This window comes from Candidatus Dependentiae bacterium (assembly GCA_020431705.1).
Taxonomy (GTDB): Bacteria; Babelota; Babeliae; order Babelales; family Vermiphilaceae; genus JAGQHQ01.
In genome coordinates this window covers 34,505-61,167 of the sequence record JAGQHQ010000007.1, presented here as the reverse complement: position 1 = coordinate 61,167, position 26,663 = coordinate 34,505, and the positions used below count along the sequence as shown (strand labels likewise).

The following is a 26,663-nucleotide window of genomic DNA, read 5'->3' as shown; positions in this document are numbered from 1 at the left end:
CAATACTACAAAAAAGATTTACAGAAAAGAAAAGTTATTGAAACCATTTTTGGCTATCTCAAAACTCGCGTTTCTTTACTTTTTCCTTTTGCAAGAACAGCCGAAAGCTTCCTTGCGCAAGTAAAGGCTGCTGTTTTAGCCTACATGTTTAGGACTTTTGAATCGGATGTATCGATTTTTTAATTTCACAATTCGCTCAACACTATTGACCTCCGAAGTATTGTTTAAGTAGTGTTATCGATGTTGTAGCCAATTTTTCTATTTATTCTATAAAACGAATATTTTTTTTATCGAATAAACAGGCTATGCTTGTAAAAATATGTGGAAGTGATATTATTCTCAAAGAGAGTGTTTGTATTAATCTATTCCTTATTTAAGGAGGAGGCGTATGAAGCGTTACCTAATGGAGTTCATAGGAACTTTCTTTTTATTACTTGCAATTGCAAGTGGTAATGCCATTGCAATTGGTGCAATGCTTGCAGCCCTCGTGTATGTGGGTTGGCACGTATCTGGAGCTCACTATAATCCAGCAGTAACAACTGCTGTGTGTGTGAACTCAAAAATGACAACTGAAGATTACCTGTACTATATTTGTGCGCAGGTATGTGGTGCGCTTGCAGGTATTTCTTTCTGGTTTTTTACTACTGGCCAAAAGTGGGCAGTTGAAGCATCGGAAGCTCCAATATGGATGGTACTTTGCTTTGAGGCTGTGTTAACATTCTTGTTGTGTGCTGCTGTACTTGCAGCTGCAGATTTATTTAAGAAAAAAAATATCGGTGAATATGGTGTGATTATCGGTGCTGCAATTATGGCAATTTCGTTTTTACGTGGTGTGGTTAACCCTGCTATTGTAATCAGTTCTATACTTTTTACTATGATTATGGGTGGTTGTGGTGGAATAACTACAATTATACCATTTATAGGTTATATTGTTGGTCCATTTATTGGTGGATGGCTTGCAGCTCGTGCGCACAAGCACTTAATTTAGGCAAATAATTCAATTATAAACTCGATTTTATGCGTGAATGTAGTACAATGTATGATACATTCACGCATTTTTTATGTTTAATTTTTTGGTTATGCCGTAGGGGATTGGATGCGATACTTTTTTTTTAATTCTTTTTTATTTGTGTCATTGGCAGTTTTTTCTTTTGCTATATATGCAGATGATTCTAGGGTGGGTCAGGAAGACATAAAGTGTGATGAAGTACATAAAGATCTAAATAATGAAATTTCACGATTAAAAAAAAGCGAAAAAGAGCTGAAAGAACAAATTCAATCGAAACAAGAAATAGCTGATAATAAAGGATCATGGGCTACATTTGACCGTATGCTTGTTATAATATTTCTGGGGGGTATGGCTGCAATGAAGCAACAAAATATATATGTTGGTATTGTTATAAGTTGCTTTTTATTGTATCGTTCTATGTGTAATAATTTTGATCAAAAATGTATAATATGTGATATAAATTGTACCAAAAAATGGCTTGATTATACGGTGAGTGAACGTAAAAAGCTAGAATGTCAACAACTTAAAACATTAGCTTCTGTTTGTAAAAAATAAGTATAGTTATTTTAAAATACATATTCGTGATGAGAATTATAAAAAAGAAAAAGCGTAGGCTGTAAATTGCGACTTTGCTTGTTTTATCGTATTATGAAACTATAAATAAAATAGTTTTTTATAATGCAAGGTAGCGATTCATGAAACTTTCCATTTCTTGGGTTTTTGATCATATTGACGCTGATTGGAAAAAAACAGATATCACCAGACTGATCAATCATTTTAATCAAGCAGTTGCTGAAATTGAAGGGTTTGAAAAGGTAGATGTTGATATGGATTTGTTTACTCTTGCACAAGTCAGAAGTAGACGTGGTAGAAATATAATTTCTCATAGCTCTGAACTAAAAAAAAATATTACATTGCCATGGCGTGATGATGCTAGAGAAGGGCATCTCTATATGCTGAAAAAAGTGGAGAATGGTTATGAGTGGGCGCCCATTGAAGATTTTTGTCTATTGCGCCAAGGATTACTGCCAGCAATTTCTGTTCCTAAAACATTACAATCAGGTGGGTGGAAAAAGCAATATTCAGCAACAGATTATATTTTGGATATTGATAACAAATCAATTAATCATAGGCCAGATATGTGGGGGCATCGTGGTGCTGCACGAGAAATTTCTGCATTGCTTGGTTTTCCATTTAAACCGCTAAGTAATTTTGTTGTGCACAAAAAAATTGTTGAACATAAATATAAGGTAGAAGCAACACAAGAAAACAAAATTTGCATAGAGGTAACATCACAGGGATGTAATAGATTTGCGGGATTATACTTTGATAATATAACGCATACAGCCTCACCACTCTGGATGGCATTGCGTTTAATGAGAGTTGGCGCACGGCCAATTGATGCACTAGTAGATATTACAAATTATGTTATGTTTGATATTGGTCAGCCATTACATGCTTTTGATGCAAACAATATTGAATCACAACAAATTGTTGTGCGTAATGCCAAGAAAAAAGAGAAGCTGCTCTTACTTAAAGATCAAGAAATCGAAATGACTTCAGATGATATTATCGTCAGTGATGGTAAGACACCGCTTGCACTTGCGGGTATCCGTGGTGGAAAAAACAGTGGTATAAGTGCTAGTACAACCGCGTTGTTTTTAGAGGCGGCGCATTTTGATGCCAGTGCCATTCGTAAAACGAGTATGCGTTTAAAAGTGCGAACAGAAGCTTCAGCACGATTTGAAAAGAGCTTGGATCCAAATCAGAATATTGATGGTATTTTGCGTTTTGTAAAATTACTTGAAGATGAGCACATTCCACACAGTGTGTCAAATGAAATTGTTTCGATTGGACCACGTATGGAGCCACCTACAATAAAAATTGCACATCAGTTTATTGAATCAAAATTAGGTGTGGAACTTAGACCGGATTTTGTTATTCAAACGCTTAAAAAAATTGAATTTGGTGTGCAAGATGATAACGGCCATTATATTGTGACAGTACCAACGTTTCGTGCAACTAAAGATGTGACAATTAAAGAAGACATTGTAGAAGAAATTGGTAGATTTTTTGGCTATGGTAATATGACATATGCATTGCCACGTAAAGTAATGGTGCCATTTGATATGGCTTATGTGCAACGTCGCCGTGCAATAAAACATTTTTTAGCATTTGCTGCTGGCATGAAAGAAGTTTCTAATTATAGTTTCTATGATGAGCGTTTTTTGCGAGAACTTAAGTGGCAGCCTGAAAATACTATTACAATAACTAATCCACAATCAGAAAATTGGCGTCAATTGGTAACATCGTTGATTCCGCATTTAATAAAAAATGTGGTTGATAACAAAGATTATTCGGATAATTTACGCTTTTTTGAATGGGGTAGAACGTGGAATATGAATGGAAAGAAGCCCGAAGAAAAACAAATAATTACTGGTATGTTATTTGATCGTAAAAAATCTATTGATTTTTATGATGGGAAGGTACTGCTGTGTAAATTGTGCAGTATGCTAAGTATTGATTTTGAATATCGCAAAAAAATAGATCAAGAAAAGAAAGAAAGTAGTTTTTTTGACCAATATCAAAAAGCTGACTTGATTCACGAGGGTAACATAGTTGGCTGCATAGGAAAAATAAATACAACATTGCTACACAATGTTATTGAGGGTGATGTATTTATTTTTGAGCTTGATGCAGATTATCTAGTGAATGTGGCTGTACCAAGGGTTAAATATCAGCCAGTTCCAAAATACCCTGCAGTATATCGTGATATTAGTATGATGGTACCGTTAAGTGTGACTGTGCAAAAAATACGAGAAACAATTACTTCTATTGATAATCGTATTACTGCAGTAAAACTTATTGACCATTTTGAAAAAGATAAATGGGTGAATGAAAAATCATTAGCATTTACGCTTATTATTACTGATGACACAAAGACATTGACTGGCAGTGAGATAGAAGTGATTATTAGTAAAGTAACGCATACTATAGAGAAATTGGGAGCAACTATTCGATGAAAAAAAAAGTATCATGGTTGTTGTATAGCATTATTTTTTTTGTGGTTGTTATTATTGATCGACTTACAAAAGCATGGGCGTTGATGCTGCCAGTAAATGGTATGCGAATTAATCAATTTCTTTCGTTTGACCTTGTATTTAATCGTGGTATTTCTTTGGGGTTACTTAGCAGCCAAGATACAGTTATGTTTATAGCTGTTAGCGCTATCATTATTTGTATTACTGGTATGTTAATATGGTATACATATATTGTGTATAAAAAAGAAAAGCTGATTATTGGACATATACTAGCGCTTGCCGGTGCGTTTTCAAATATTGTTGATCGTTTTATATTTAACGGTGTTATTGATTTTATTATGCTTTCATTTAGAAAGTGGTCATGGCCAGTATTTAATGTTGCTGATATATCAGTAGTATGTGGTGTATTTATTATGTTATTTTGGTATAGGAAATGATTGCTTTTTTGTTAAAAAATTGCGCAACACTTAGCATCATTGGTCATTTACCAGCTCCTGGTACTACAGCAACCATCATAATAATAGCTTTGTTATTTCTCCTACAACCACTTTTCACGTGCTCAGATACATTCTATCTATTTATTGGATTATTTTGTTTTATATCATATTTTGTGATTTATTATGTTTTGCAACAAAACATATTCAAAAACAACGATCCATCAGAAATTGTTCTTGATGAAGTAGTTGGGACTCTTATTACATTTGCTGGTATTACATTAAATATAAAAACGATGATAATTGGTTTTCTTTTATTCCGCTTTTTTGATATTGTAAAGCCGCTTGGCATCAAAAAATTAGAAAAACTTAACAGCGCACTTGGTATTATAGGTGATGATATTGCTGCAGGTCTTATAAGTGCTTTATTATTAAGGATTATTATTTTTTACGTTTTATCTTAATGCGATCTATAATAGCTTCTACACAAGAATGTGGTGTTAACTTGGCTTTTTTTTGTTGCTGTGGGGTACTGAAAAGAACTATACTTGAATTATTATTTGAGCGTTGTACGTTTATAGCGGTATGCTGATGATCATATTTACAGGAGTATAATTTTTTGCAATATGCAATTTCTCTTTCTAGGTTTTTGTTGAAATCATCTTCTTTTGCACCTTGAACTTTTGCTAAAAAAATTTTATCTATTTCATTGATTTTGGTTGCAAAGGTAAATTCAGCCTTTTGTTGGTAAAGTGTATTATAATTATTAAGTGCTTTTTGCTCTAGTCCTTTATTATCTGGAAATGCAAAGGCAAGTGCTATATTTCTATTAATAGTTTGCAGTTGAGTGATTCCTTGCTCCATGCAATGTGCCTGAAGTACCAGAAAAAAACATGATAAAATTGTTGATGTAAGAAAGCAATTTTTTACAGGTGAAAATGTTTTCATAGTTAAAGGCCACATGTGTATACGTGTTAGATTTTTATTATTAACATATACATAAAATGTGTTATGTTAGTATTACTTTTATGTCATATAAAAAATTTACTTAAAATAACTTTTATGTAAAATACATGGTACTATGTTATTTTCAATTAATAAACTAAAAAGCATAGTTGGTGATAGTATAGATGCTTTTTTATTATTTGTGTACCCACCGTATTGTGCGTATTGTTGTATATATTTAGCAATGCGGACTACATTATGCAGTGATTGTCTTGTTCTTATTCAACCAATTGTTTCAACTCAAATAAAAATTACCAAAAAATATACAGTAAAGGTGTTATCTGCTGGTGTTTATAAAGAGCCATTGCGTTCATTAATTTTAGCAAAATGTAGATCAGATATAGTTGTTGCGCAACAATTAGGGCAGCTTATTTGGGATATGACATATATAAAAGATAGGAAAGTGGATTATTTTGTGCCAATTCCATTACATTGGAGCCGATATGCTTGGCGAGGTTTTAATCAATCAAACGAAATGGCAAATATTCTTTCCAGCAACAGCGGTTGTGCACCTGTTGCGAATATATTGAGACGAAATAAAAAGACTGTATTTCAATCAACGCTAAAAGGGCAAGGGCGTATAGAAAACGTGAGTGATGCATTTGCTCTCAAAAACATTGACTATAGCTTATATAGCAACAAACACATTGTATTAGTAGATGATTTATTTACAACTGGAGCTACATTGCATGCGGCTGCAAGAGAACTTATCAAATTTAAACCAGCATCTATTATTGCTGTTGTTGCAGGCAGAGTTGTGTAAACACTATTTTTTTGAGATATCAATAAAAAAATATGTAGTTTCATTATATTTCCTTTTTGTTGCCATATGTTATTTGATATTCTGATTTTGATTTTTCAATAATAAGTTTTGTTTCAACAATGAGTCTAGACATTTGGTCGAGTGTTTTGGAAATGTTGTCAACTTGATTATAATTTAGCTTTATGTTGAGTTGATGTGCTTTCTGCAGAAAAAAATGCGCTCGTTTAATGTATTTAAGCGATGACTCATTAAGTTGTGAATTTGTTTCTCCAAGAACTAAAGACATTGCTCCTTCTTTTTCACCTTTTGCGCGAAAGTTATTTACAAATCCAGAATTGAGCAATAATGTTTCTGCTTGACTTTGGTATGTTCCACTTCCTGGATATGAAGAGAATCCTGTTGAGCAAGTAGGAAAATGTTCTTGTGTTAGGCTTACAGGATTAGTTGTATCTTTTAGTGGTAAAATGTTGGTAACGACAAGCATGTTTACTGCCATCCATTGTGATGGGGTTAGCTCTACTTTAGTTATTTCAAATTTTTTTTCTTCTGGTAATGTTTCATTTAATTTCTCTAGTTGTTTTGAAAAGCAGCCAGAATCCATTAATTTTAGAGAGCTACGAAGTTGTTCTTTGTTTGCAAGAGCTATATTTTTGGGATGTAGGTTAGGTTTTTTTACTATTAAATTTGCCCACTTTAACTTATTTACATCTTCTGTATCTTCTGTTTCGTAGTTCTCATATGTTATTCTTTTTTTTTTTGTTTCTCTCGGAAACGTGATATTTTCTATTTTTATTGGTATTCTTTTTTCTTGAATTTCCAATTGTTCTATTCTACTTAATGGATCGTTATCCTTTGTGTTGGAGTGCATCGAAAATATAGGCTTATTTATATAAAGACATACAAAGATATAAATAAATAAAAAAATTTTTTTTTTCATAATAACGTCTCCAAGGTTAAAATTGATGCTTGCGTGATTGTGTTTTTTACATTATATATATATCTAAAATACGGTATTTGTCTAATTAATCTTAACTCTACAAAAGGATACTTATGAAGGATAGAGTTTGTAAAAAAAGCGGTTTAGGGTATTTTGTTATATTTTCATTACTCGTTTTTTTACCACAGTGTGATTGGTTTAAGAAGAAAGAAGCACTTTCGGTAAAAACAGAGAAAAAAGCAGAAGCAGTTGCAGGTGTTGACGATGGAAGTCCTGTACTTGTTACTATGGGTGGCAAGCCAATTATCACGATGGATGTGTTTCAAAGAGAATTTGATGATTTTGTAGATAAAAATCGCTTACGACCACTCATTCAGTTTATGCCTGATGCAAAAGACAAGTTTTTAGATGGCTTGATTAGTCAGCATGTGATTGATCAAGAAATTCGAGCGCTTGGTATTGATCAGCAAGAAAACTATAAAAAAGAAATGGATCAAATCGTTAAATCAGCACATCAAATGCTCAATACGAAATATTTTGCAGAATTGCATCCAGTTGAGATTTCTGACGCATCTATGAAAAAATTTTATGATGAACACAAAGAGCAGCTGCCAGATATTTTAATTTCCCGTGGTGGTGTTAATGCACTTGGTATTAACTTTACAAAAGATTCTGAAGCACAAGCATTTTTTGAAACAGTAAAAAATAATCCATCTCGTTTTGCTGTAGCAGCAAAAGAGGCTAAATTGGATGGTAAAGTACAAAATTTTGAATTAATTAGTGAGCAAAGTCCAGGAATTGATCCAGCAGTACGCGACAAAATTGTTTCATATGATCGTTTTCCAAAAATTGAAGTTATTAAAGTAGATGATAAATCATGCTGGGTTGTATACGCAAAGGAGAAAAAGCAAGCAGAATGCCGTCCGTTTGAGCAGGTAAAATCAACAGTTGAGCAGTATGTTATGAGAGAAAAGCGTATGCAAGTGCTAGAAAAAGAAATTGGTAAATTACGTGACAAATATTCTGTAGCTGTTGATAAAGCACCATTGCAAACTGGTGAGCAAACTCAGGTACCTGCAATGCCAGTGGATGATCCTGAATCTGAAGGTAGCGCAAAAGCACCAGTACCAGCAACACGAACTGCTTAGTGTTATAAAACACGATAGTCAAAATACTGGGAATATGTTAGGTTATTAGCATATTCCCTTTTCTTTTACTAAAGGGTTGATAGTGCATATTATTCTAAGGGTTGGTTATGTTGCAAAAAAACGTTTTTTCTCAATATTATTGGTATTTTTTATCTGTTCTATTGGTTATTTTTTTGTTTTCTGACTGTTGTACTGCTAAAGAGATAGAAAAAATTGTTCCTAAAAAGCAGATTGAAAGTATCCGATGTAAAAAAAAATCTGTATCAAAAAAAGATGATATTTTAACCTCAATAGATATCAGTGCCATTAAGAATAGAATTGTTCATCAAAGAAACAATGCTAAATATTTCAAAAACAAAAAAATAAAAATTGATAAGTCAAAGCTGTATGTGGTTGATAGCATCGAAGCAGTTGTGTTTGGTGATGAAAATACGCGAGTAATTACCAAATCTGATATTGCTCGTCCAGGTATTGATGGTTCGCAACGTTCACGTGATGATTTGGTGTTAGAACAACTTATGTATGATGATGCGAAAAAATATAAAATTGTTCCTGATGAGGAGGGTATTGACAAGCATTTGAAAACGGTACAACGAGAAAACAATTTAACGCAAGAGCAAATGCAGCAAATTTTTGAATCGGCGGGATATACGTTCCAAGAGGGAAAAAAGCAGTTTGAGGTGATGACAGCGGTTAATTCGCTAATTGATTTTAAAATTGGGCCACGTCGCTTAGTTATTCCTGAAAAGAAGATTAAAGAGTACTATGATGCACACCCAGAATATGAACAAGCTGCGTATGAATTGCAGCGTGCATTTATACCGTTTAAATCTGGTGTTACACAAGGTGAACTAAAACAAAATATTGAGCGGGGTGTTGAAAGGTTGACATGGTCAGCAGCATTCTGGATAGAGCAGGAGAGCATTGCAGATGATAAGCTATTTATTTGTGCTATGAATACCGGCGATACATCTGATATTTTAAAATCTGATGATGGTTTTGAACTTTTTAAGCTTAAAAGTAAGCGTGAACAGCGGTTGTTGAGCCTTGAAGAGCGACGTATGGATATTATTGGTATCTTACGCCGTCCACAATTTCAACAAGCATTAAGTGATTACAAAAAAGAGCTACTAGATAACGGTGCAGTGCTTTATTTTACGTAGTCAGAAAACCGTAGTTTTTCAAGCTCCTGAGAATGAATTATTTTACTTTTCTTGCTGCAATTCGCGTTCGATTTGTAGTGTTTTTTCTATTAATTCTTTTTTTCTGCTTTTTAGCTTTTCTTTGGAATCAAAATACACGTCAAGCAATTTTGATAATTTCATATCAACCTTTATTACTGCACGGCGATTACGTGAGTTGAGTTTGCGAATAGGGATGACGCCGACAATATAGATTGCGTCTCTGCAGAAATTTTGAATCATTTTCAAATCAATAGAATCCTTTTCTGTTTCTGGTATATGATACAAAATTTTGAGTACAGCATCTTTGATATCATTTTTTTTAATGGCATCAATGACTTGTTGTGTTTGGTTTTTATTTGGTTGCAAGTTGACTTCAATTTGAATAAATGGCCGCTGTGGTGTTTTGATAAATTCATGATGTGTGTCACCTTTATGCTTGATGGAGACTAAACAAAAACCTTTATCTTCTCTACGTTCACCAAAATCAACACGCTCAACTGAACCAGAATATACAATTGCAGGATACCCTTTTTGATTTAAATTTTGATAGCGGTGTAAATGTCCCAGTGCAACGTAATCAAATGGTGGAATAGCAAGTTGAGATGGGAGCAAGACTGGATCATTGCCATAAATAGCACGCTTTTCCGATCCTGAAAAAATGCCAGTACTTACGGTTAGGTGACTTGCCAGTACTGCAGGAATACTGTGGTCCAGTTTGTTTGCCATATCAGCAATAATGGTACTGACTGAATCAGAAATATATTGCGTAATCTGCGCAGCAGTTTGATATTGATTTTTTTTGGCTAGTGCTATGGTGTTACGTGTTGGCCAGGGAATACCAACAATATTGACTGGACCACTTTTTGTTTCCAAAGAAATTGTTGTTGGTTTTGCAATAACATGAAAACCATCGATAGGTAGTGTGTCAAACAAATCAAGACTATGTGCTTTGCCAAAACTTAATGGATGGTCATGATTACCAATAATAATAACAACAGGGATGTTGGCCTTATACAATCGCAAAAAACATTGTATTAATAATCGTTGTTGTGTTGGTGTAGGATGCGCAGTTTTGTATGCATCACCAGCGAACAGAAAGAAATCAACTTCGCGTGCAATACCGACATCAATGCAATAATCGAGTGCACGCTTAAAATCTAAAAGACGGGTATGGATGCCTGTCTCTGGATCAATCCTTCCATAATTTTCCATGCCAAAATGAATATCGGCTGTGTGTATAAAACGTATCATGTTTGTGTTGTACCGGCGTGCCTTATGTGCACCGGTGATTCATTAGTATGCAGCACTGTTTTTTAAATTTGTTTTTTTTGCACCAGTAAAAGAAAGTGAGTCTTTTTTATCAGATTGGCTTTCATGTGTATATTTTTCGCGTAATTTTTGCGCATAACCTTCTTTATTTATTTGCCGGTTGCGTGCAATGGCAAGCGCGTTTTCTGGTACTGTGTTGGTGATGACTGAGCCTGCCGCAGTAAATGCATTCTTTTCTACCGTAATGGGGGCTAATAATGTATTATTGCTGCCAATATATGAGCCATCTTTAACAACGGTTTTGTTTTTAGTTGTACCGTTATGATTGCAAAAAATAGTTCCAGCACCAATGTTAACATTATTGCCAATAGTTGCGTCACCAATATAGGTTAAATGCTTTGCTTTTGTGTTTGCACCAATAGTTGAACGTGTTACTTCAACAAAATTGCCTATGATACTTGCTTGCCCGATGGTTGTGTTCTCTTTAATGTGCGCAAATGGTCCAACTACTGTATCATTTTCAATGATTGAGTTTTTAATAACACAAAATGGTTTTACTCTAACATTGTTGCCAAGTATGACGCTTTCGAGCGAGGTAAACTCTTCAACGATACAATTTGATCCAATTGTTGTACCTTTAAGTAAATGTATACCGCATCCAATATAGGTACCAGATCCAATAGTTATATCTAAATCAACATGCACATTTTGTGCAACAGAAAAACGTACACCACGTTCCATCCAGTAGCGAACTAAGTCTGAGCGTTGAATTTGCTCTACCGCCCAGAGTTCTTCGTGTGTATTTACACCGCGAATTCGATCAAATGGTGCTGAAAGTGTCGATATTGTTTTATTGTGATCACTTGCAATTTTGATTAAATCAGTTAGATAAAATTCTTTAACAGATCTATTTTCTTCAATATCATCAATGCTTTTTAGTAAGAAATCTTTTGAGATGATATAAATACCGGCATTGATGCAACAATGCTCGTGTGTATCGCCTGAAAAATGGCGTGCTTCTACGATTTGTATTGTATTTTGTGTTTTGACAATTCTACCATAACTCTTCATCGAAGGATCTGGATTATGTGCGATTACAAAGCTAATGGCAGCTTTTGTTTCTATATGTTTATCATATAATTTTTTAATAATATCTTTAGTAATAAGTGGAATATCACCATTGAGCACTAATATGTATTCTTTGTTCCACAATTGCTTGGTGCACTTCAGTGCATGCCCGGTACCAAGCTGTTTTTCTTGTGTGATAAATTGTATGTAAGTATTACTGGCTGTTTGTAGAATTTCTTGTATTTTTTCTTTTTCATAACCTACAACAGTTGTTATATCAATATTCAACTGAGAGAGTACTTTAATTGGGTAAGTAATCATCTCTTGACCACAGATTCTTTCTAGCAGCTTACTTTTTCCTGTTTTAAAACGGATGGATTTACCAGCAGCAAGAACAATTGCTTGTAGTTTTTGCATGCCAACTCCTTTTTGTCAAAAAATGCTAACAAAATCATGAATAGATAGCGAACTTCTAATAGTGTAAATTAAGTAGATGAAGTGTAACACAGATGCAACATGGGGTCTATAGTTTGATTTAAGGCATTATGTATATAAAATATATAGCATTATACGCGTTAATTTTATACAAGATAAGTACCTTGAATAAAGCATCCTTTTAAAAAACGTACAATTGAGTATTATATACATATTAATTTCTCATCTTAATAGCTAAAGATGATTAAGTAGCTTAGGCTGCTGTGTTGCAAGCGATTATATACATTACAGATAAATAATTGATTGGGATTTGCTATGAACAAGCTTAAACTGTTTTTTATTTCACTCGTACTATTTTGTGGTGTAAGCCAATTATTTGGCATGGTATATGATAATCGCTATATCTTTTTGGCGCAACGGCCGTTTACAAGTATTGAAGGCAGACCATCACATTTGATATCGGATCTTTTTTTACAAACGGCAAGTAAGGCAATTGGATCAAATGAAAAAGAAATTCCGTTGTGTGAGCTTTTTGGTGAATTTGATCAAGGAAAAATGGCGCGTTCATTTTCTGTTATTGGTAAATCAAATCCTTTTGTCACGTATGGTAGGCCAGAATGGCAAGATGGTACTTTCTTATGGATTGTAAACGGCAAGCAGCAAACACAAGGTATTTCATTTGTCTATTATCAATCCATAACTGATTGTCTCTCTTTTGGTGCAACTTGGTTGGCAATGCGTGTGCACACACGTTGTGAGTTTTTGTTAAAAGAGAATAGTATTCCAATGACAGGATCAGAAAAATGTCAGCTTGATGAAATCAGGCGCAAAATGTTACAAGATCTTGGTATGGGTTGCAATAAAAATACACAAAGTGGAGTTGGTGATTTAGATTTTTATTTACGTTTTGGTTGTGCATGGGATTACACAGCAAAGTTTAGGCATATTGATTGTGGTATACGTGTCGGTGCGCTGGTTCCAACAGGTAGAAAAAAAGAAAATAGTGTTCCTTTTTCAGTACCTTTTGGAGGTGACGGGCACTATGGTATGTATGGGGCAGTCGATGGGGAGTTTGAAGTAAAAGAAGATTGGAAAGTTGGGTTATTGTTACGCTTGAGTAAACGATTTAGAAGGACGATGGAGCGACGTATTTCGGTAAAGGATGAACCATATAATTTTGGCTTATTGATAGCGCCGATACAAATAAATCCTGGTATAACTTTCGTATTCTCACCATATATTTTGCTTGAAAATTTACGTGAGGGATTGGGTGTTCGTTTGCAATATACGCTGTTGCATCATGATAATGATCGCATACGTGATGGACGTTTGTATGAGTGTCAGGCCCAAATGCCAAGCAATTTAGAAGAAATGGCACGTTTTTCCAAATGGTCCTCAGATTATGTAACAGTGGCCGCATTTTATGATTTTGGTAAGATGAAATTAGATCGCGGTTTTTTTCCTATTGTAACGATTTCATGGGATATTCCATCTTTGTTGGTAGTTGCAGATCGAGTTGTTAAATCTCACCGAATCATTTTTGGTATAGAGTTTAATTTTTAATGATAAAGGAGAGGGGCGATTGTGAAATTTTTTCCAGCACGACGTTTGTTCAGCATTTTTTCTAATGATTTGGCTATCGATTTAGGGACTGCCAATACGGTGGTGTATGTGCGTAACAAAGGTATTGTGTTAAATGAACCTTCTGTTGTTGCTGTTAGATCAAATACAAATCATGTGTTAGCTGCAGGTAAAAGTGCAAAAAATATGCTTGGTAAAACTCCAGAAACAATTGTTGCGTGCCGTCCACTACGTGATGGGGTAATTGCAAATTTTGAATTAACAGAAAGTATGTTGCGTTACTTTATTCGTGCAGTGCACAATAATCGTAGAACATTGGTACAACCACGCATGATTATCGGTGTGCCCTCTGGCATTACACAGGTAGAAAAACGAGCAGTAAAGGATTCTGCAAAACAAGCGGGTGCGCGTGGTGAGGTGTATACTATTATTGAGCCAATGGCTGCAGCAATTGGTGCTGGGCTTCCGGTGCAAGATCCTTCTGGTAGTATGATTGTTGATATTGGTGGCGGAACGACGGAAGTTGCAGTAATTTCGTTAAAATCTGTTGTATTTTGTCGTTCAGTGCGTGTGGGCGGTGATGAGATGGATCGTGCTATTGTGCAATATGTGAAGCGAAAATATAACTTGTTAATTGGTGAACGTACTGCCGAACGAATCAAAATAGAAATTGGGGCTGCGTTGCTTGAGGGGCAAAATGCAAAAGAAAGCGTTGAAGTAAAAGGAAGAGATTTAGTGACTGGAGTACCAAAAACAATTTCCCTGAGTGCGCAAGAAGTTAATGAATCACTTCTGGAAACTATTGCGAGTATTATTGATGTCGTGCGTGTAGCACTAGAAAATACACCGCCTGAGCTCTCTTCGGATCTGGTTGATAAAGGGATTGTTATGGCTGGTGGTGGTTCTATGCTCAAGGGCCTAGATAATCTTATCTCGAAAGAGACGAGTTTACCGGTACGTGTTGCAGAGGATCCATTGTTTTGTGTTGTTCGCGGCGTTGGTAAAGTTTTAGAAGAATTGGATTTCTTCAAAGAAGCGTTAATGGATTAATGCGTGGCCAAGACAAAGAATATTAGAATCAAAAAAAAATATGGACAACATTTTTTGCGCAGTACATCTGTGCTGCGCACTATTTTTGATGCAGTTGATTTAAATGATAAAAGCTCAGTTTTTGAAATTGGCTGTGGTGATGGTTTTTTAACACAAGCAATTCTTGAGCATTCGTGTGCGCGGTTATGGGTTTTTGAAATTGATCCAGAATGGGCGAACTTTGTTAAAAAGAATATTAGAGATTCACGTCTGACTATTTTTTTAGAAAATATTTTGGATGTTGATTTTATTCAATTTGAAAAATATAAGCCGTGGATATTGCTTGCAAATTTGCCATATCAAATTACTTTTCCGATTTTACACCTTTTACAACTTAATCGCGCATTGCTCGAGGAGGGCGTGATCATGGTTCAAGAAGAAGTAGCACAAAAAATTGTCAAAACAGGTGGGCGAGGTTATGGATTTCTATCACTTTTTTTTCAACATTATTTTGAATGGCAATTACTTGATAAAATTCCGCCATCGGCATTTTTACCGCCGCCAAAAGTATACTCTCGTTTGATGTATTTTAAGCCTAAACAAGAAGTGCAGTATATACCAGAGGAGCAGAAATTTTGGAAGTTCATTAAAATGTGTTTCAGGCAGCCGCGTCGTACGCTGAGAAATAATTTACAACAAGCACATTTTGATTTGAGTAAACTTTCTGATGAACAGCTTGTGTTACGTGCTCAACAAATGAATATGAATGACTTATTGGGTATTTGGGATGCAGTAAGGAAATAATTAGAGATATACATTATAAAACGTTACACCATTTACTGTAATTTCGTCTATTCTTTTTTGCCCTTTACTTCTACGTTTTCGTTCAAGGTGTACCGTGTGTGATATTTTTTTTATTTTTTTGTTATGCTTTTTTAAGTCATAATCGAGTGGTTTTGCTTTATAAGCCAAAACACGCATTTGTTCAAGTTTTGATAGTGGAATAAAAGGTACAATTTGAGCTGATTTGTACGAACTGTTTTGTCGAATAATCATGTGTTCATCGTATGGTCTTATATCGAAAATTACTGGTTGTTCCGGGTTTTTATGTATCAGTTGTGTTGCATGATGAAGAAAAAATGGCATAAAAATAATATAAGGTAATGGATATAATGGCAGATCTTGCCTATAAAAATCAGCAGCCCATCCGAAAAACCATAATTCGATATGACCAGGTGACATATTGCGTAGCGTTTTACCTTTACCCATAATAATTGATGGCTTGTGATAGAAAGCGGTTTTGTTTTTTTTGGTACCCTGTGTTGGCCTGGTCGATCTAATTTCTATTTGCATAAGTTTTTGTGGCAATTTAAGACTACCATAATTTCTAAAGTGTTTATGTCCTAGATGACCTGGGTGTGTAAAGATATCAAGACGTTGTACATGATCAGAACGTGAATATATATGATATATTTTTTTAAATAATGCACTATGAATCCATTTATGCTCTTCTTGGTGTATTGGTGTGCCAAAAGTGATTGCTTCATCTATAATTAGGGGCTTTTTTTTATTTTTTTTAAGTGAACCTAGCGCAAGTATGACATTGCCACCATGACTGTACCCAATAATTCGTATTTTTATTTTTTTATTTTGTTGGTCATAGTTATTTTTTAGTGTAATAAGCGAATTATATAAATCTTGCGCTGCCTGTTTTCTTTCTTTTACACCAATGAGAGCTGACCAACCAAATGTGTAATATTCGTTTTGTCTATATACGTCGATACTATTCAATAATCTTGCAATTGCGCAGGCACTATTGGTATTTAGTGGTTGGGTGCAATCAATCTTTTTAAGCCCAATTTCTTGCATTGCTTGTCCATTGTGACAAAACTTTTTTCTGCGTATAGTATTAACTGTTTCTTTATAGTGGGTATCGCTAATTTCATTCTTGATAAAGCGCCAGATATTGCTGATATTTAAATGGGGGCGTGTACTAGAAATGCCGTGTACAAAAATGGTTACCCATATCTCGTGGTCATTTTGTTTTTTTATCATTGGCCGTTGCTCGGCCAATCCTAATGGGGCAAACAAGCAGCAAACAATAATAATACCCAAGTATATGTATATGTTTGTGCGTACTCTATCTATATTGCTTTTAAACATTTTTTGCAGTACTTCAAATTGAAATTTTATGTGTCGACTTGTTTTGTTTAATAACTGTATCATGTATGAATATAAATTCAAGAAGAAAAGATTTGCTTGATTTTTTTCCCTATATAAAAGATTTATTAGTATACCAGTTTCAGTTAGATATGGTAAGCTCCATAATGAAATTTGAAGTAAAAAACATTTTTTTCAGGGGGAGTAGCTATGAACAAAGTGTTAACTTTATTTAGTTGTGCTATTGCTCTAGCATTGATGGAGAATCAGCTTTGTGCAATGAATGGCGGACGTGTTTTAGCAATTGCAAATAATTCTACTATTAAAGCAATTAATAATACGGTTGAATGGATATTTCCTTCAGGGGTTGATATTTCTTATAAAACTAATAAAGGTAAACAGGTAACACTTAGGCAAGAGTTACTCAAAGTGCCTAAACAAGAACTGGTTGATCTTGGTTTGAGTTTGTTACAATTTGCTGAATTACAAGCGTCTTGTTATATAAGCCCCGAAATGTGTGGTCAAGGTGAGGGTTTAAATATTATTACCAGTGGTATTGGTGTTCCGTTGGCGGTATATACATGCTGGAAACTTAGTCAAGCTATACGTTATGGTATTTGTACAACGGCTGAAAAAGATTATTATGTAAAAAAAAATCAATTATTTCCTGGAATTGATCCGCAAGAAAAATTGATGTTGGGTAAAGATGAAAAATTAATAATTAAAAAATTAATTTTGGCTAATAAACAATGTATTTCTTATCAAAAATATAGTGAGTTGATAAAAAAGATACCATCATCATTTCATATGGGTCCTGAAAAAATTATCTGGTTTATACAAAATTTAAAAGGACCAACGTGCAGAAATAAAATTATTACTTACGAGGTTCTTCCGCAAGAAGTTCAGAATATTATTTTGGGGTATGTTTTGGGAGTTTCCTATCAACAATTAGGAAATTGCTATAAACAAAAAGAACAAAAAGGGCAGGAGTACCAAGTATTGCTTAAAAAAGTGAGAAAGCAGACAAGTGTAGTTACAAAGATTGTTGCTGCACAACTTATACAAAATGTACGAAAACTGATGCATGGTAATGAGTCATTTTCTTGTGGGCTTACGCGTGAGTTTGGTATTGTAGATCCACTGTTTGTGTTTACAATAGGGGGTAAAAAAACTGAGATTTCTGGTCAACTCGCTAAATCTGTTATTGATTATTATATGACTGATATGTTTGGTAACCAACATGTTGAATTATCGCCAAATGCAACAGTGGAGTATGAGGACAAACGATTTTATTGTGATTAAAGGAGCTGAGTGTGAATGAAAAAGAAAAAAATTTAGAGGTTGAGCATAAACATGAGATTGACATTATCCGTTTTAGAGTAATTGTAAGTACAATTTTATCGAGTTTGTTAATAATTGGTGCAATGCTACCATGGGCACCGACGTTCTTAAAAAATCGTTGGGTTATGTGGTTGTTAGCAACACCAGTACAATTTTGGATAGGATGGTATTTTTACTCAAGCGCGTGGTATGGGCTGAAAAGCAGGCGTACTAACATGAATACATTGATTGCCCTTGGAACCTCTGTTGCATATTTTTATTCTGTTTTTGTGGTATTTTTTTTTGATTACCTAAAAAAAATTACATTGCCGACACATGTATATTTTGAGACATCAGCAACTATTATTACTTTTATTTTATTAGGTAGCTATTTAGAAGTTCGTGCAAAAGGACGTGCATCTGTTGCAATAAAAAAATTAATTAATTTGCAGCCAAAGCAAGCTACTGTTGAGCGGGATGATGAATGGATAACTGTACCTGCTGAGCGTGTAAAAGTAGATGATATACTTTTGATCAAACCAGGAGAAAAAATTCCGGTTGATGGTTTCATTATTTCCGGTTCATCAACTATTGATGAAAGTATGGTAACTGGAGAAAGTATGCCAGTGATCAAAAAAGAGGGTGAAACGGTAGTTGGCGCAACGATAAGCATAACTGGTTCGTTTCAAATGCGTGCAACAAAAATTGGTAAAGATACTACGCTTGCTCATATTATTCGGTTGGTTAGACAAGCACAAATGTCTCGAGCGCCAGTACAAAAAATTGTAGACAAAGTTTCTAGCATTTTTATACCAATTGTTATTGTACTTTCTATATTGACTTTTTTTGTATGGTTTTTTGTAGGACCACAACCACCATTTTTATATGCATTGCTTAGGACGGTATCTGTTTTAATTGTAGCGTGTCCATGTGCACTTGGCCTTGCTACACCAACATCTATCATGGTTGGCATGGATCGAGGTGCACAAGAGGGTATTTTGATCAAAGATGTGCAAACATTAGAGGTTGCCGGTAAAATTGATTGTATAATTTTTGACAAAACAGGAACCTTAACTCAAGGCAAGCCATCAGTTCATGAATTTACTTTTGTGGAGCAAAATGCAAAAAAACAAGCGGAGTATTCTTCTTTAATTTTTGCTGTGGAGCAACGCTCTAATCATCCAGTTTCTCAGGCAGTTTTTCAATTTTTAGAAAAAAATGCCAAGAAAAAAAATAAACATGTTATAAAAAATTTTGAAAGTATTTCAGGTTTTGGTGTGAGAGCTCACATAGATAATCAAGAAATGTTAATTGGTTCACGCAAATTGATGGAAATGGAAGAAGTTACATTAGCACGCGAGGTTGATACATGTGAGGCTGATTGGTTAGAAAGATCGATGAGTGTCTCATTTGTAGCAATAGAAAAAGAACTAGTTGCGTATTTTTGTGTAGCAGATATGCCTCGCCCTGAGGCAAAAAAGATTGTTGCATGGTTGAAACAACAAAACATACAGCCGGTTATGATTACGGGAGATAATGAAAGGGCTGCTCGTGCTGTTGCCCAAGATATTGGTATTGAACATTTTTATGCAAGAGTTTTGCCTGTAGATAAAGAAAAAAAAGTGCGGGAACTTCAGCAAAAAGGATATACGGTTGCAATGGTTGGTGATGGCATTAATGATGCGCCAGCACTTGCAGCTGCAGATGTTGGTATTGCAGTTGGTAGTGGTACAGATGTTGCATTAGAAACTGCAGGTACCGCATTATTACGAACAGATATGATGGTGATAAAAAAGTTGATTATGCTTTCTCGTGCAACTATGCGTAATATTAGACAAAACCTAGTATGGGCATTTGGTTATAATATTTTGTTAATTCCAATAGCCATGGGAGTATTATATCCATTGTTTGGCATTACGATTAATCCAATGTTTGCAGGTGCTTCTATGGTACTTTCCAGTTTGTCAGTTGTGTTAAATGCATTACGATTAAAACGAAAAAAGTTATAAGGTTATTCTGTTAAAAAAGTTTGTAAAAAGGAGTGGTTGCATGTTTTCTAAAAGGCTTTTTGCATGGTTAGTATTATTTTTTAGTCATTTACATGTTTTTTTTCAGTTGATGTATGGTGCCTGGAAGATTCTTAATATTCCTAAACCGATGGTTTCTATTTTTGGTGGTTCACGTTTGAATCAAGATGATCCATATGCTGTTAAAGCGCATGAATTCGCTCAACGATTAGTTAATGCTGATATTTCAGTAGTAACTGGTGGTGGACCTGGCGTCATGGAAGCAGCAAGTTGTGGAGCGATGGTTAAACAGACGGGAAAAAAAGCACGATCTGTTGGTATTAGTGTTAAAGACTTAAACGAGGGTCGCAATCCGTGTGTGCAGGATTATATTGAACTTAATTATTTTTTTGCTAGAAAGTGGTTGTTAACGCATTATTCAGCAGCATTTATTGTTTTTCCTGGTGGTTTTGGCACATTGGATGAACTTGCAGAAGTACTTACACTTATTCAAACAAAAGAAATATCACGTGTTCCTATTTTTTTAATTGGTGTTGAATATTGGGATGATTTTATGGTGTGGGTCAAAAAAGAAGCACTTGAGCACGGCCTGATTGATAAAGAAGATTTAAATTTATTTACTTTAACTGATGACCTTGAAAAAGCGTTTTGCTCTGTACGAAATAAATGTAAAATGGTTTGAAAAAGGATTCATCATGCCTTCCTGCTTTAAAGATGGTCTATTTTTGTGGATGAGTTGCTTTAGATCGAGTATACAGCTGGTTCATGGCGTGTGTCTTCTGTCTAAAATTAGGGTGCCAATTGTTACCGTATTTGGTGGCTCGCGTGTTGAACAAAATAATATATATGCACAACAAGCATATGAGCTTGGTAAAAAGTTAGTTGAATCAAACATGGCGGTTTTGACTGGTGGTGGTCCTGGTATTATGTTGGCCGCAAATTGCGGTGCGATGCATATGGGTAATATCAAAGAAAAAAAATCTTTGTGGTCTGTAGGTATTGGGTTAAAAGGAGTTGATGAGCATTTTCATAATCCATGTGCGCGATTTATCAGAGTTGATTCTTTTGCTACAAGAAAATATTTGCTTATGTATCATTCAATTGGTTTTATTGCACTACCGGGTGGTATTGGTACTGCAGATGAAGTTTTTGATGTATTTGATCGTTTAAAGCATGAGAAAATTCAGCGCAAACCAATAATTTTTGTTGGTAAAAAATATTGGCAGCCATTGTTTGATTGGCTAGAGAATACGATGGTTGCTCAGCATTATGCAACAGAAACAAGTAAACATTTCTTTGTGTTGACTGATTCTATTGATGAAGCGGTTGCGCTGATGAAACAGAGATTACCGTTAAAACTTTTTGCTTCCAATTAAATAGCCAATGACTGAAAGAGCTAGTGTTGCTAATTCACGGGGTATGCTTTGTGGTAATGGGAGTATTCTAAATAGAACAAAACCCGCTAATCCAAAAACAATTGCACCAACTGCTGCTTGCTTTTTAACGCGAGTTTTGAAGTAGCAAAATAAAAGGGGGACTAGCAAACATGAGACTGAAACCTCATAGCTGCCAATCAAAATACTAATAATATTTTGTGGTACAAAATACGAGGCAGCAACAGCAACGCAACCGGTTATGAGTGTAATAGCTTGTGAGAGCCATAGTTTATTTTTATTATCAATAAACGGGAAATCAAAGTCTTGTGCAATGTTAGAACTAATGGCACACAGCAAAGAGTCTGCAGTAGAGGTTATTGCTGCGATAACACCACACAACGCGAGTGAAGAAATAATGTTGTTTGTTAAAAATTCTATCACAGGTAATAATGGGCTTGCGCTATCTGGCAGAGTGATACCAAGAAGTTGTGCCTTCATGCCGAAATAAATAGGGACTAAAGAAAATAACAATAAAAAACAACTAGAAAGAAGTGCAGAGATAGCTGCAATACGCGTGGTACGTGCAGCAAAGAAGCGCTGTGCCAAATCTTGTTCAATTAATGAAAATAAAGCGGGCATTAGTAATGTACCAGTAAAACTACTCATAGTAATAGCAGTTGTGCCAAACATCGATTGTGCTTGTCCAATATTTGCAAGTGTAAAAAAGTTGCTTGGCTCTTGCCATAAGCTGTACAGAAAGATGAAGCCAAAAAGAAAAATAATATATAAAACTTGAAATATATCTGTAATGACGACTGCCTTGAGGCCACCAAGCATAGTATATAAAATAACAAATACCCAAAATGCTATAAAAAGAAATTCGTTTGTGATGCCAAGTCCAACAAGTAGCCCTTTTACTGCAACAATCTGAGCGATTAGAATACCGCATAATGTTACAATGGAAAGAATCGATGCAAACTTTTTGAGTATTGGTGAGCCATACCTTGTTTCAAAAAGTTCGGCAGTTGTTGCTACATTGAGCGAGCGTAATTTTTGCGCAAAACCAAGTCCAAGAATTAGAAAACCGAACCCCATGCCAAGTGTGTATAAAATACCGTAAAGTCCAACGCTGTGTGCCTCCTGTGATGTACCCAAAAGCATGCCACCACCAAGTTGTGTAGCAATCAAAGTGAACGTGACTGAGGCGATACCTAGATCTCTGCCTGCAAGGAAGTAATCGTTGGTTGTTTTGATGTTACGAGAAGCAAAATAGCCTAGCAGTAAATAGATAATACTTAGGCCAGAAAATACAGTTAAAAATAATGTCATACTCATTGAAAATCCTTGAGGGTATGTATCAATAATAAAAATTGGAATGGGTATATCTTATACTATATGCAATAAACGCTTCAATGTTAAAAAATAAGATATGAAAGATAAAATGCGATCCGATGGATATTATCCATGGATAAAATGATGGATATCCAAAGTCATGAAGATATGAACTTGTGCAAAGTCAAAAATGAAACGAATATTTTGCTGAACTACCATCGCGGAAACTCCCAAAAAAATATTTGAGGTTATTTAATAAAATTTACTTTTTTTATAATAGCATGAAATAAGATAATACTACAACACCCAAAGATGAGTTAATATATAAAGTATTCTTTATCTTTTTTTTTCATGCGATATACTGGCCCAACAGTCAGTGCCGTATGTTATTTCAAAAGAGTTAAATAATGATTCATACAAAAAAAATAGTGAAAAATATAGCGTTTATTATTGGATTTTTCAGTTTAATTAAATTAGCTTCCTTATTGAAGATGAGCTTTGTTGTTGGTTCACATACCATGTTTTTTGGGGGTGCTAGTATTATTACACCGCTAGCAGGTTTGTTTGGCGGCGCTGCTGGCGCAACGGGTGTATTTAGCTTATGTGCGCTTATTAGGTTTTTTAGTTATGGATTGTTTTTACCATTTAAACACTTTTCCTATTTTGTGCCTGGTTATTGTGCATCGTTATACTGGGTAAGTAATAATATATTAAGCAGACTATTGTTACCGCTGCTATGCATGATACTTTTTATTGCACATCCAGTTGGTTTTTGGGCTGCGCCATATGCATGTTATTGGTTGATTCCAATTACTTTGTATTTTGTACAAAATAAAAGCGTATTTTTGCAAGCATTGTGCAGTACGTTAATTGCACATGCAGTTGGTTCAGTAATTTGGATATATAGTGTTCCTATGTCTGTTTTTGATTGGTATAGGTTGATTCCTGTTGTTGCGGTTGAACGCTTTGCATTTGCACTTGGTATGGTTGTGGTGTATAACGGTATACGCAATGTTTATAAGAAGTTGACACTTTTTGGTGGATACAGCGATTTTTTGTCTGTTTACAAAAGTTTCAAAACAAATGGGTAACACGTATTTTGACTTATTGATCTTCGTTTTAGCTATAACTATTGGAATAGTATGATTAAACACTTGGCCTGTATAATGGATGGTAACCGTCGTTGGGCAAAAAAACAAAATAGAGTTCCATGGTATGGTCATAAAGAAGGTGTTGAAGCAGTCAAAAAAGTGATTCAGTTTTGTCTAGAAAAGGAAATTTCCCACCTTTCTCTTTATACATTTTCGCTAGAAAATTTTAAACGTTCGGTAACAGAAAAAAAATATTTATTCCAACTTTTGGTAAAAGAAGCACATGATGGTGTTCAAGAATTTGTGGAGAAAGGAATTCGAGTTCGTTTTATTGGGGATCGTTTACTTTTTCCATCTTCGACGATTTCTGCATGTAAAGCAGTTGAAGAAAAAACAGCGCATCTAAATACCCTAAGCTTAAACTTTTTATTTTGTTATGGTGCTCAACAAGAGATTATTGGCGGTGTGAAAAAGATTATTAAGCAGGTGCAGGCCGGGGTACTATCTCCAGATGATATTGATGAATCAGTTTTTAAAAAATATTTGTGGCTTGGTGATATTCCCGAACCTGATTTAATTTTACGTACTGGTGGTGTAAAACGTTTGAGTAATTTCTTACTCTATCAGGCAGCGTACAGTGAATTTTATTTTTTAGATTGTTTGTGGCCAGAAATAACAATGCATCATTTGATTACTATGGTTAATGAGTTTACTGGCCGTCAAAGAAATTTTGGAACATGAAAGTTTGTATACTTGGTGAAGGTGCTTGGGGCACTGCAGTAGCTACTTTACTTGCCAACAATGGACATACAGTACATGTATGGTGTTATCATAAAGAAGTTGCCGAAGATATTAAAGAGAATAGGAGTAATTCTCGTTATTTACCAAATATTGCATTAGATAAAAATATTGTTCCGTTTATTGATATAGAAAAAGCATTATGTGATGTTGATTGGGTTTTTGAAGCAATACCAGTACAATATTTGCGATCAATTTTGGAGCAAGCACAACGTTGTTTTAATCTAAAACAAACATGGGTTGTGCTGAGCAAAGGGATAGAGAAAGGCTCATTTTTATTGCCAAGTCAAGTAATTGATGCTGTGTTTGCAACAAGGGTGAAAAAAGCAATTTTTTCTGGGCCAAGTTTTGCTAAAGACTTAGCAGAAAAACAAATTACTGGAGTAACTATTGCTGCAGATGATTGTGAAACTGGGCAGCAGCTTTCTCAGTTGCTTGCAAATAACTATTTTAGGCCTTATATCAGTCTTGATGTGATTGGTGCGCAAATTGGTGGTGCACTCAAAAATGTAATCACATTAGGTGTTGGTATGCTTGATGGTGCTGGGTATACTGATAACGCAAAAGCGTTTTTACTTTCACGCGGCTTTCATGAAATTGTAACTATCGCTACCTTGCTTGGCGCACAATGTGATACGTTGTATGGCTTGTGCGGTATTGGTGATTTAGTGCTGACGGCAATGGGTAAACACAGTAAAAACTTAACGGTTGGCAGACGTCTGGGCAAAGGAGAAAAACTGCAAAATATTCTAGAGGAAACTGGGTATATTCCTGAAGGAGTAAATACCGTGCAGGCAATGCATCAGTATATTAAAAAAAATAACCTGGATCTTCCTGTTTGTGATGGGATTTACCAGGTTATTTTTCAGGATAAAAAACTTGAAGATATGCTTGCTAATTTAATGCAACGTCGTCCGCTTGAAGTTGAATGTAAACGTTCTCTTTAGTTTATTTTTTCCTCAGAATATACAATACCTGTTTCTTCTTCTAACCGAGTAATTGGATCTTTAGTATTAGGATTGTTAAGTATTTTTTTATATTTTGCAGTTTCCGAAAATGCCTGTTTTATCAACAGTTCTTTTTTATTTTTAATGAGAGAGTGTATGTTTTTTACTTTTCTGTTAGTATTTTCAAAATCTGACAATAGGCCGTTTCTGTGTTGAAATTGTAGCTTTGTATTATCACATGCATGCCATCCGTTCTTGAGATTTTTTGCTGCTTGTTGTAATTCTTTTTCGGCTTTATCCAACCCAGAACTCTGTACCATGATTTTTATTTTTTGTTCTAATGCATCTATTTGTTCTGGTGAAAGAGCTTCAAGTTGTTGTTGGATCAGAAGTTCTTGCTCCTGTTCTGGTGTGATGCTAACTACAGCAATAGCTGCACCTATCACCTCTAAACGATGCTTCACTTTTTCTAAGTCTTGACTAGGTGTACCAATTTTTTTTAATAGTAGGTACTTTTGATCATCTGTTAGCTGTACGAAATACACTGCTAATTTAAACTCAGCAATAAATTGTTCTAGTTCAGAGTTATTATTTATACTTTTAGAGTTATTTGTACTCAGGGTATGACTCATGCTATATATGTGACTAAATATTCCAGCAAGCAAAAGAAAAACGATACTTTTGATTTTTTTCATAGGAAAATCCTCTA

Annotated in this window: 26 protein-coding genes; 19 read left to right on the top strand and 7 right to left on the bottom strand. The window is 34.8% G+C overall.

Annotation, left to right across the window (positions count from 1 at the left end; translation table 11 throughout):
- From KC460_03050 to KC460_03025, 6 genes are all read left to right on the top strand, one after another.
- A partial coding sequence (locus KC460_03050) for a hypothetical protein (protein ID MCA9770321.1) occupies positions 1–183 on the top strand: 183 nt, incomplete at its 5' end.
- A gap of 205 nt (positions 184–388) precedes the next feature.
- Complete coding sequence (locus KC460_03045) at positions 389–988, top strand: aquaporin (GenBank protein ID MCA9770320.1); 600 nt, start codon at positions 389–391, stop codon at positions 986–988.
- Positions 989–1,096: 108 nt separating this feature from the next.
- Positions 1,097–1,564 carry a hypothetical protein gene (locus tag KC460_03040; GenBank protein MCA9770319.1) on the top strand — a complete coding sequence of 156 codons (468 nt, stop codon included), beginning with the start codon at positions 1,097–1,099 and terminating at the stop codon, positions 1,562–1,564.
- A gap of 140 nt (positions 1,565–1,704) precedes the next feature.
- Positions 1,705–4,032 (top strand): phenylalanine--tRNA ligase subunit beta, encoded by a 2,328-nt coding sequence (pheT, locus tag KC460_03035; protein ID MCA9770318.1) that lies wholly within the window; start codon positions 1,705–1,707, stop codon positions 4,030–4,032.
- Positions 4,029–4,487: a signal peptidase II gene (gene lspA, locus KC460_03030; GenBank protein ID MCA9770317.1), complete on the top strand. Its 459-nt coding sequence runs from the start codon at positions 4,029–4,031 to the stop codon at positions 4,485–4,487. Before pheT ends, lspA begins: the two co-directional genes overlap by 4 nt.
- A complete protein-coding gene (locus KC460_03025; protein MCA9770316.1) occupies positions 4,484–4,948 on the top strand; it encodes a phosphatidylglycerophosphatase A in 465 nt (154 codons plus the stop codon). The genes lspA and KC460_03025 overlap by 4 nt, the downstream gene beginning before the upstream one ends.
- Here the strand turns inward: KC460_03025 and KC460_03020 are convergent.
- Positions 4,926–5,348 carry a hypothetical protein gene (locus KC460_03020; protein ID MCA9770315.1) on the bottom strand — a complete coding sequence of 141 codons (423 nt, stop codon included), beginning with the start codon at positions 5,346–5,348 and terminating at the stop codon, positions 4,926–4,928. The genes KC460_03025 and KC460_03020 overlap by 23 nt on opposite strands.
- A 217-nt stretch (positions 5,349–5,565) precedes the next feature.
- Between KC460_03020 and KC460_03015 the strand changes: the two genes are divergently transcribed.
- Positions 5,566–6,252 carry a ComF family protein gene (locus KC460_03015; GenBank protein ID MCA9770314.1) on the top strand — a complete coding sequence of 229 codons (687 nt, stop codon included), beginning with the start codon at positions 5,566–5,568 and terminating at the stop codon, positions 6,250–6,252.
- A 43-nt stretch (positions 6,253–6,295) separates the two neighbouring features.
- Here the strand turns inward: KC460_03015 and KC460_03010 are convergent, their stop codons facing one another.
- Positions 6,296–7,189 (bottom strand): hypothetical protein, encoded by an 894-nt coding sequence (locus tag KC460_03010; protein MCA9770313.1) that lies wholly within the window; start codon positions 7,187–7,189, stop codon positions 6,296–6,298.
- A gap of 113 nt (positions 7,190–7,302) precedes the next feature.
- Here KC460_03010 and KC460_03005 point away from each other — a divergent pair, with 113 nt between their 5' ends.
- A complete protein-coding gene (locus KC460_03005) occupies positions 7,303–8,337 on the top strand; it encodes a hypothetical protein (GenBank protein ID MCA9770312.1) in 1,035 nt (344 codons plus the stop codon).
- A 107-nt stretch (positions 8,338–8,444) separates the two neighbouring features.
- Positions 8,445–9,500, top strand: a complete 1,056-nt coding sequence (locus tag KC460_03000) for a hypothetical protein (GenBank protein ID MCA9770311.1) — start codon at positions 8,445–8,447, stop codon at positions 9,498–9,500.
- A 42-nt stretch (positions 9,501–9,542) separates the two neighbouring features.
- Here the strand turns inward: KC460_03000 and KC460_02995 are convergent, their stop codons facing one another.
- Both KC460_02995 and glmU read right to left on the bottom strand, forming a co-directional pair.
- Positions 9,543–10,772, bottom strand: coding sequence for an exonuclease SbcCD subunit D (locus KC460_02995; GenBank protein MCA9770310.1), 1,230 nt, complete (start codon positions 10,770–10,772; stop codon positions 9,543–9,545).
- A 42-nt stretch (positions 10,773–10,814) separates the two neighbouring features.
- Positions 10,815–12,275 (bottom strand): bifunctional UDP-N-acetylglucosamine diphosphorylase/glucosamine-1-phosphate N-acetyltransferase GlmU, encoded by a 1,461-nt coding sequence (gene glmU / locus KC460_02990; protein MCA9770309.1) that lies wholly within the window; start codon positions 12,273–12,275, stop codon positions 10,815–10,817.
- 333 nt (positions 12,276–12,608) lie between these two features.
- Between glmU and KC460_02985 the strand changes: the two genes are divergently transcribed.
- From KC460_02985 to rsmA, 3 genes are read left to right on the top strand one after another with little or no spacing between them, the layout of a single operon-like run.
- On the top strand, positions 12,609–13,856 hold the full coding sequence (locus tag KC460_02985; GenBank protein ID MCA9770308.1) for a hypothetical protein: 1,248 nt from the start codon (positions 12,609–12,611) through the stop codon (positions 13,854–13,856).
- Positions 13,857–13,901: 45 nt separating this feature from the next.
- A complete protein-coding gene (locus KC460_02980; protein ID MCA9770307.1) occupies positions 13,902–14,924 on the top strand; it encodes a rod shape-determining protein in 1,023 nt (340 codons plus the stop codon).
- A 3-nt stretch (positions 14,925–14,927) separates the two neighbouring features.
- A complete protein-coding gene (rsmA, locus tag KC460_02975; GenBank protein ID MCA9770306.1) occupies positions 14,928–15,707 on the top strand; it encodes a ribosomal RNA small subunit methyltransferase A in 780 nt (259 codons plus the stop codon).
- On the opposite strand, the gene KC460_02970 is transcribed toward rsmA, so the two are convergent.
- Positions 15,708–16,958 (bottom strand): hypothetical protein, encoded by a 1,251-nt coding sequence (locus KC460_02970; protein ID MCA9770305.1) that lies wholly within the window; start codon positions 16,956–16,958, stop codon positions 15,708–15,710.
- Positions 16,959–17,273: 315 nt separating this feature from the next.
- Here KC460_02970 and KC460_02965 point away from each other — a divergent pair, with 315 nt between their 5' ends.
- Genes KC460_02965 through KC460_02950 form a run of 4 tightly spaced genes read left to right on the top strand, consistent with a single transcriptional unit; the run spans position 17,274 to position 21,786 of the window.
- Positions 17,274–18,365: a hypothetical protein gene (locus tag KC460_02965; GenBank protein MCA9770304.1), complete on the top strand. Its 1,092-nt coding sequence runs from the start codon at positions 17,274–17,276 to the stop codon at positions 18,363–18,365.
- 11 nt (positions 18,366–18,376) lie between these two features.
- Complete coding sequence (locus tag KC460_02960) at positions 18,377–20,392, top strand: copper-translocating P-type ATPase (GenBank protein ID MCA9770303.1); 2,016 nt, start codon at positions 18,377–18,379, stop codon at positions 20,390–20,392.
- Positions 20,393–20,432: 40 nt separating this feature from the next.
- On the top strand, positions 20,433–21,092 hold the full coding sequence (locus KC460_02955) for a TIGR00730 family Rossman fold protein (GenBank protein MCA9770302.1): 660 nt from the start codon (positions 20,433–20,435) through the stop codon (positions 21,090–21,092).
- 13 nt (positions 21,093–21,105) lie between these two features.
- Entirely contained in the window at positions 21,106–21,786 is a 681-nt protein-coding gene (locus KC460_02950; protein ID MCA9770301.1) for a TIGR00730 family Rossman fold protein, read from the top strand.
- On the opposite strand, the gene KC460_02945 is transcribed toward KC460_02950, so the two are convergent.
- Positions 21,763–23,121, bottom strand: a complete 1,359-nt coding sequence (locus KC460_02945) for a sodium:solute symporter family protein (GenBank protein MCA9770300.1) — start codon at positions 23,119–23,121, stop codon at positions 21,763–21,765. The genes KC460_02950 and KC460_02945 overlap by 24 nt on opposite strands.
- A 404-nt stretch (positions 23,122–23,525) precedes the next feature.
- Here KC460_02945 and KC460_02940 point away from each other — a divergent pair, with 404 nt between their 5' ends.
- Genes KC460_02940 through KC460_02930 form a run of 3 tightly spaced genes read left to right on the top strand, consistent with a single transcriptional unit; the run spans position 23,526 to position 25,954 of the window.
- Positions 23,526–24,209 carry a hypothetical protein gene (locus KC460_02940; GenBank protein ID MCA9770299.1) on the top strand — a complete coding sequence of 228 codons (684 nt, stop codon included), beginning with the start codon at positions 23,526–23,528 and terminating at the stop codon, positions 24,207–24,209.
- A gap of 51 nt (positions 24,210–24,260) precedes the next feature.
- Complete coding sequence (uppS, locus tag KC460_02935) at positions 24,261–24,950, top strand: di-trans,poly-cis-decaprenylcistransferase (GenBank protein MCA9770298.1); 690 nt, start codon at positions 24,261–24,263, stop codon at positions 24,948–24,950.
- Positions 24,947–25,954: an NAD(P)-dependent glycerol-3-phosphate dehydrogenase gene (locus tag KC460_02930; GenBank protein MCA9770297.1), complete on the top strand. Its 1,008-nt coding sequence runs from the start codon at positions 24,947–24,949 to the stop codon at positions 25,952–25,954. The genes uppS and KC460_02930 overlap by 4 nt, the downstream gene beginning before the upstream one ends.
- On the opposite strand, the gene KC460_02925 is transcribed toward KC460_02930, so the two are convergent.
- Positions 25,951–26,649, bottom strand: coding sequence for a hypothetical protein (locus tag KC460_02925; protein MCA9770296.1), 699 nt, complete (start codon positions 26,647–26,649; stop codon positions 25,951–25,953). The two genes, KC460_02930 and KC460_02925, sit on opposite strands and share 4 nt — an antisense overlap.
- Positions 26,650–26,663 lie beyond the last annotated feature (14 nt).

Bases quoted from the DNA above. Each gene is read 5' to 3' on its own strand.
- KC460_02925 (MCA9770296.1), bottom strand. From the start codon at position 26,649: ATGAAAAAAATCAAAAGTATCGTTTTTCTTTTGCTTGCTGGAATATTT.
- KC460_03020 (MCA9770315.1), bottom strand. From the start codon at position 5,348: ATGGAGCAAGGAATCACTCAACTGCAAACTATTAATAGAAATATAGCA.
- KC460_02970 (MCA9770305.1), bottom strand. From the start codon at position 16,958: ATGATAAAAAAACAAAATGACCACGAGATATGGGTAACCATTTTTGTA.
- KC460_03045 (MCA9770320.1), top strand. From the start codon at position 389: ATGAAGCGTTACCTAATGGAGTTCATAGGAACTTTCTTTTTATTACTT.
- KC460_03025 (MCA9770316.1), top strand. From the start codon at position 4,484: ATGATTGCTTTTTTGTTAAAAAATTGCGCAACACTTAGCATCATTGGT.
- KC460_03000 (MCA9770311.1), top strand. From the start codon at position 8,445: ATGTTGCAAAAAAACGTTTTTTCTCAATATTATTGGTATTTTTTATCT.
- KC460_03005 (MCA9770312.1), top strand. From the start codon at position 7,303: ATGAAGGATAGAGTTTGTAAAAAAAGCGGTTTAGGGTATTTTGTTATA.
- KC460_03010 (MCA9770313.1), bottom strand. From the start codon at position 7,189: ATGAAAAAAAAAATTTTTTTATTTATTTATATCTTTGTATGTCTTTAT.
- KC460_02940 (MCA9770299.1), top strand. From the start codon at position 23,526: ATGATTCATACAAAAAAAATAGTGAAAAATATAGCGTTTATTATTGGA.
- glmU (MCA9770309.1), bottom strand. From the start codon at position 12,275: ATGCAAAAACTACAAGCAATTGTTCTTGCTGCTGGTAAATCCATCCGT.
- KC460_03015 (MCA9770314.1), top strand. From the start codon at position 5,566: ATGTTATTTTCAATTAATAAACTAAAAAGCATAGTTGGTGATAGTATA.
- KC460_03040 (MCA9770319.1), top strand. From the start codon at position 1,097: ATGCGATACTTTTTTTTTAATTCTTTTTTATTTGTGTCATTGGCAGTT.
- KC460_02965 (MCA9770304.1), top strand. From the start codon at position 17,274: ATGAACAAAGTGTTAACTTTATTTAGTTGTGCTATTGCTCTAGCATTG.
- KC460_02995 (MCA9770310.1), bottom strand. From the start codon at position 10,772: ATGATACGTTTTATACACACAGCCGATATTCATTTTGGCATGGAAAAT.
- KC460_02955 (MCA9770302.1), top strand. From the start codon at position 20,433: ATGTTTTCTAAAAGGCTTTTTGCATGGTTAGTATTATTTTTTAGTCAT.
- lspA (MCA9770317.1), top strand. From the start codon at position 4,029: ATGAAAAAAAAAGTATCATGGTTGTTGTATAGCATTATTTTTTTTGTG.
- KC460_02945 (MCA9770300.1), bottom strand. From the start codon at position 23,121: ATGAGTATGACATTATTTTTAACTGTATTTTCTGGCCTAAGTATTATC.
- uppS (MCA9770298.1), top strand. From the start codon at position 24,261: ATGATTAAACACTTGGCCTGTATAATGGATGGTAACCGTCGTTGGGCA.
- KC460_02985 (MCA9770308.1), top strand. From the start codon at position 12,609: ATGAACAAGCTTAAACTGTTTTTTATTTCACTCGTACTATTTTGTGGT.
- KC460_02950 (MCA9770301.1), top strand. From the start codon at position 21,106: ATGCCTTCCTGCTTTAAAGATGGTCTATTTTTGTGGATGAGTTGCTTT.
- KC460_02930 (MCA9770297.1), top strand. From the start codon at position 24,947: ATGAAAGTTTGTATACTTGGTGAAGGTGCTTGGGGCACTGCAGTAGCT.
- pheT (MCA9770318.1), top strand. From the start codon at position 1,705: ATGAAACTTTCCATTTCTTGGGTTTTTGATCATATTGACGCTGATTGG.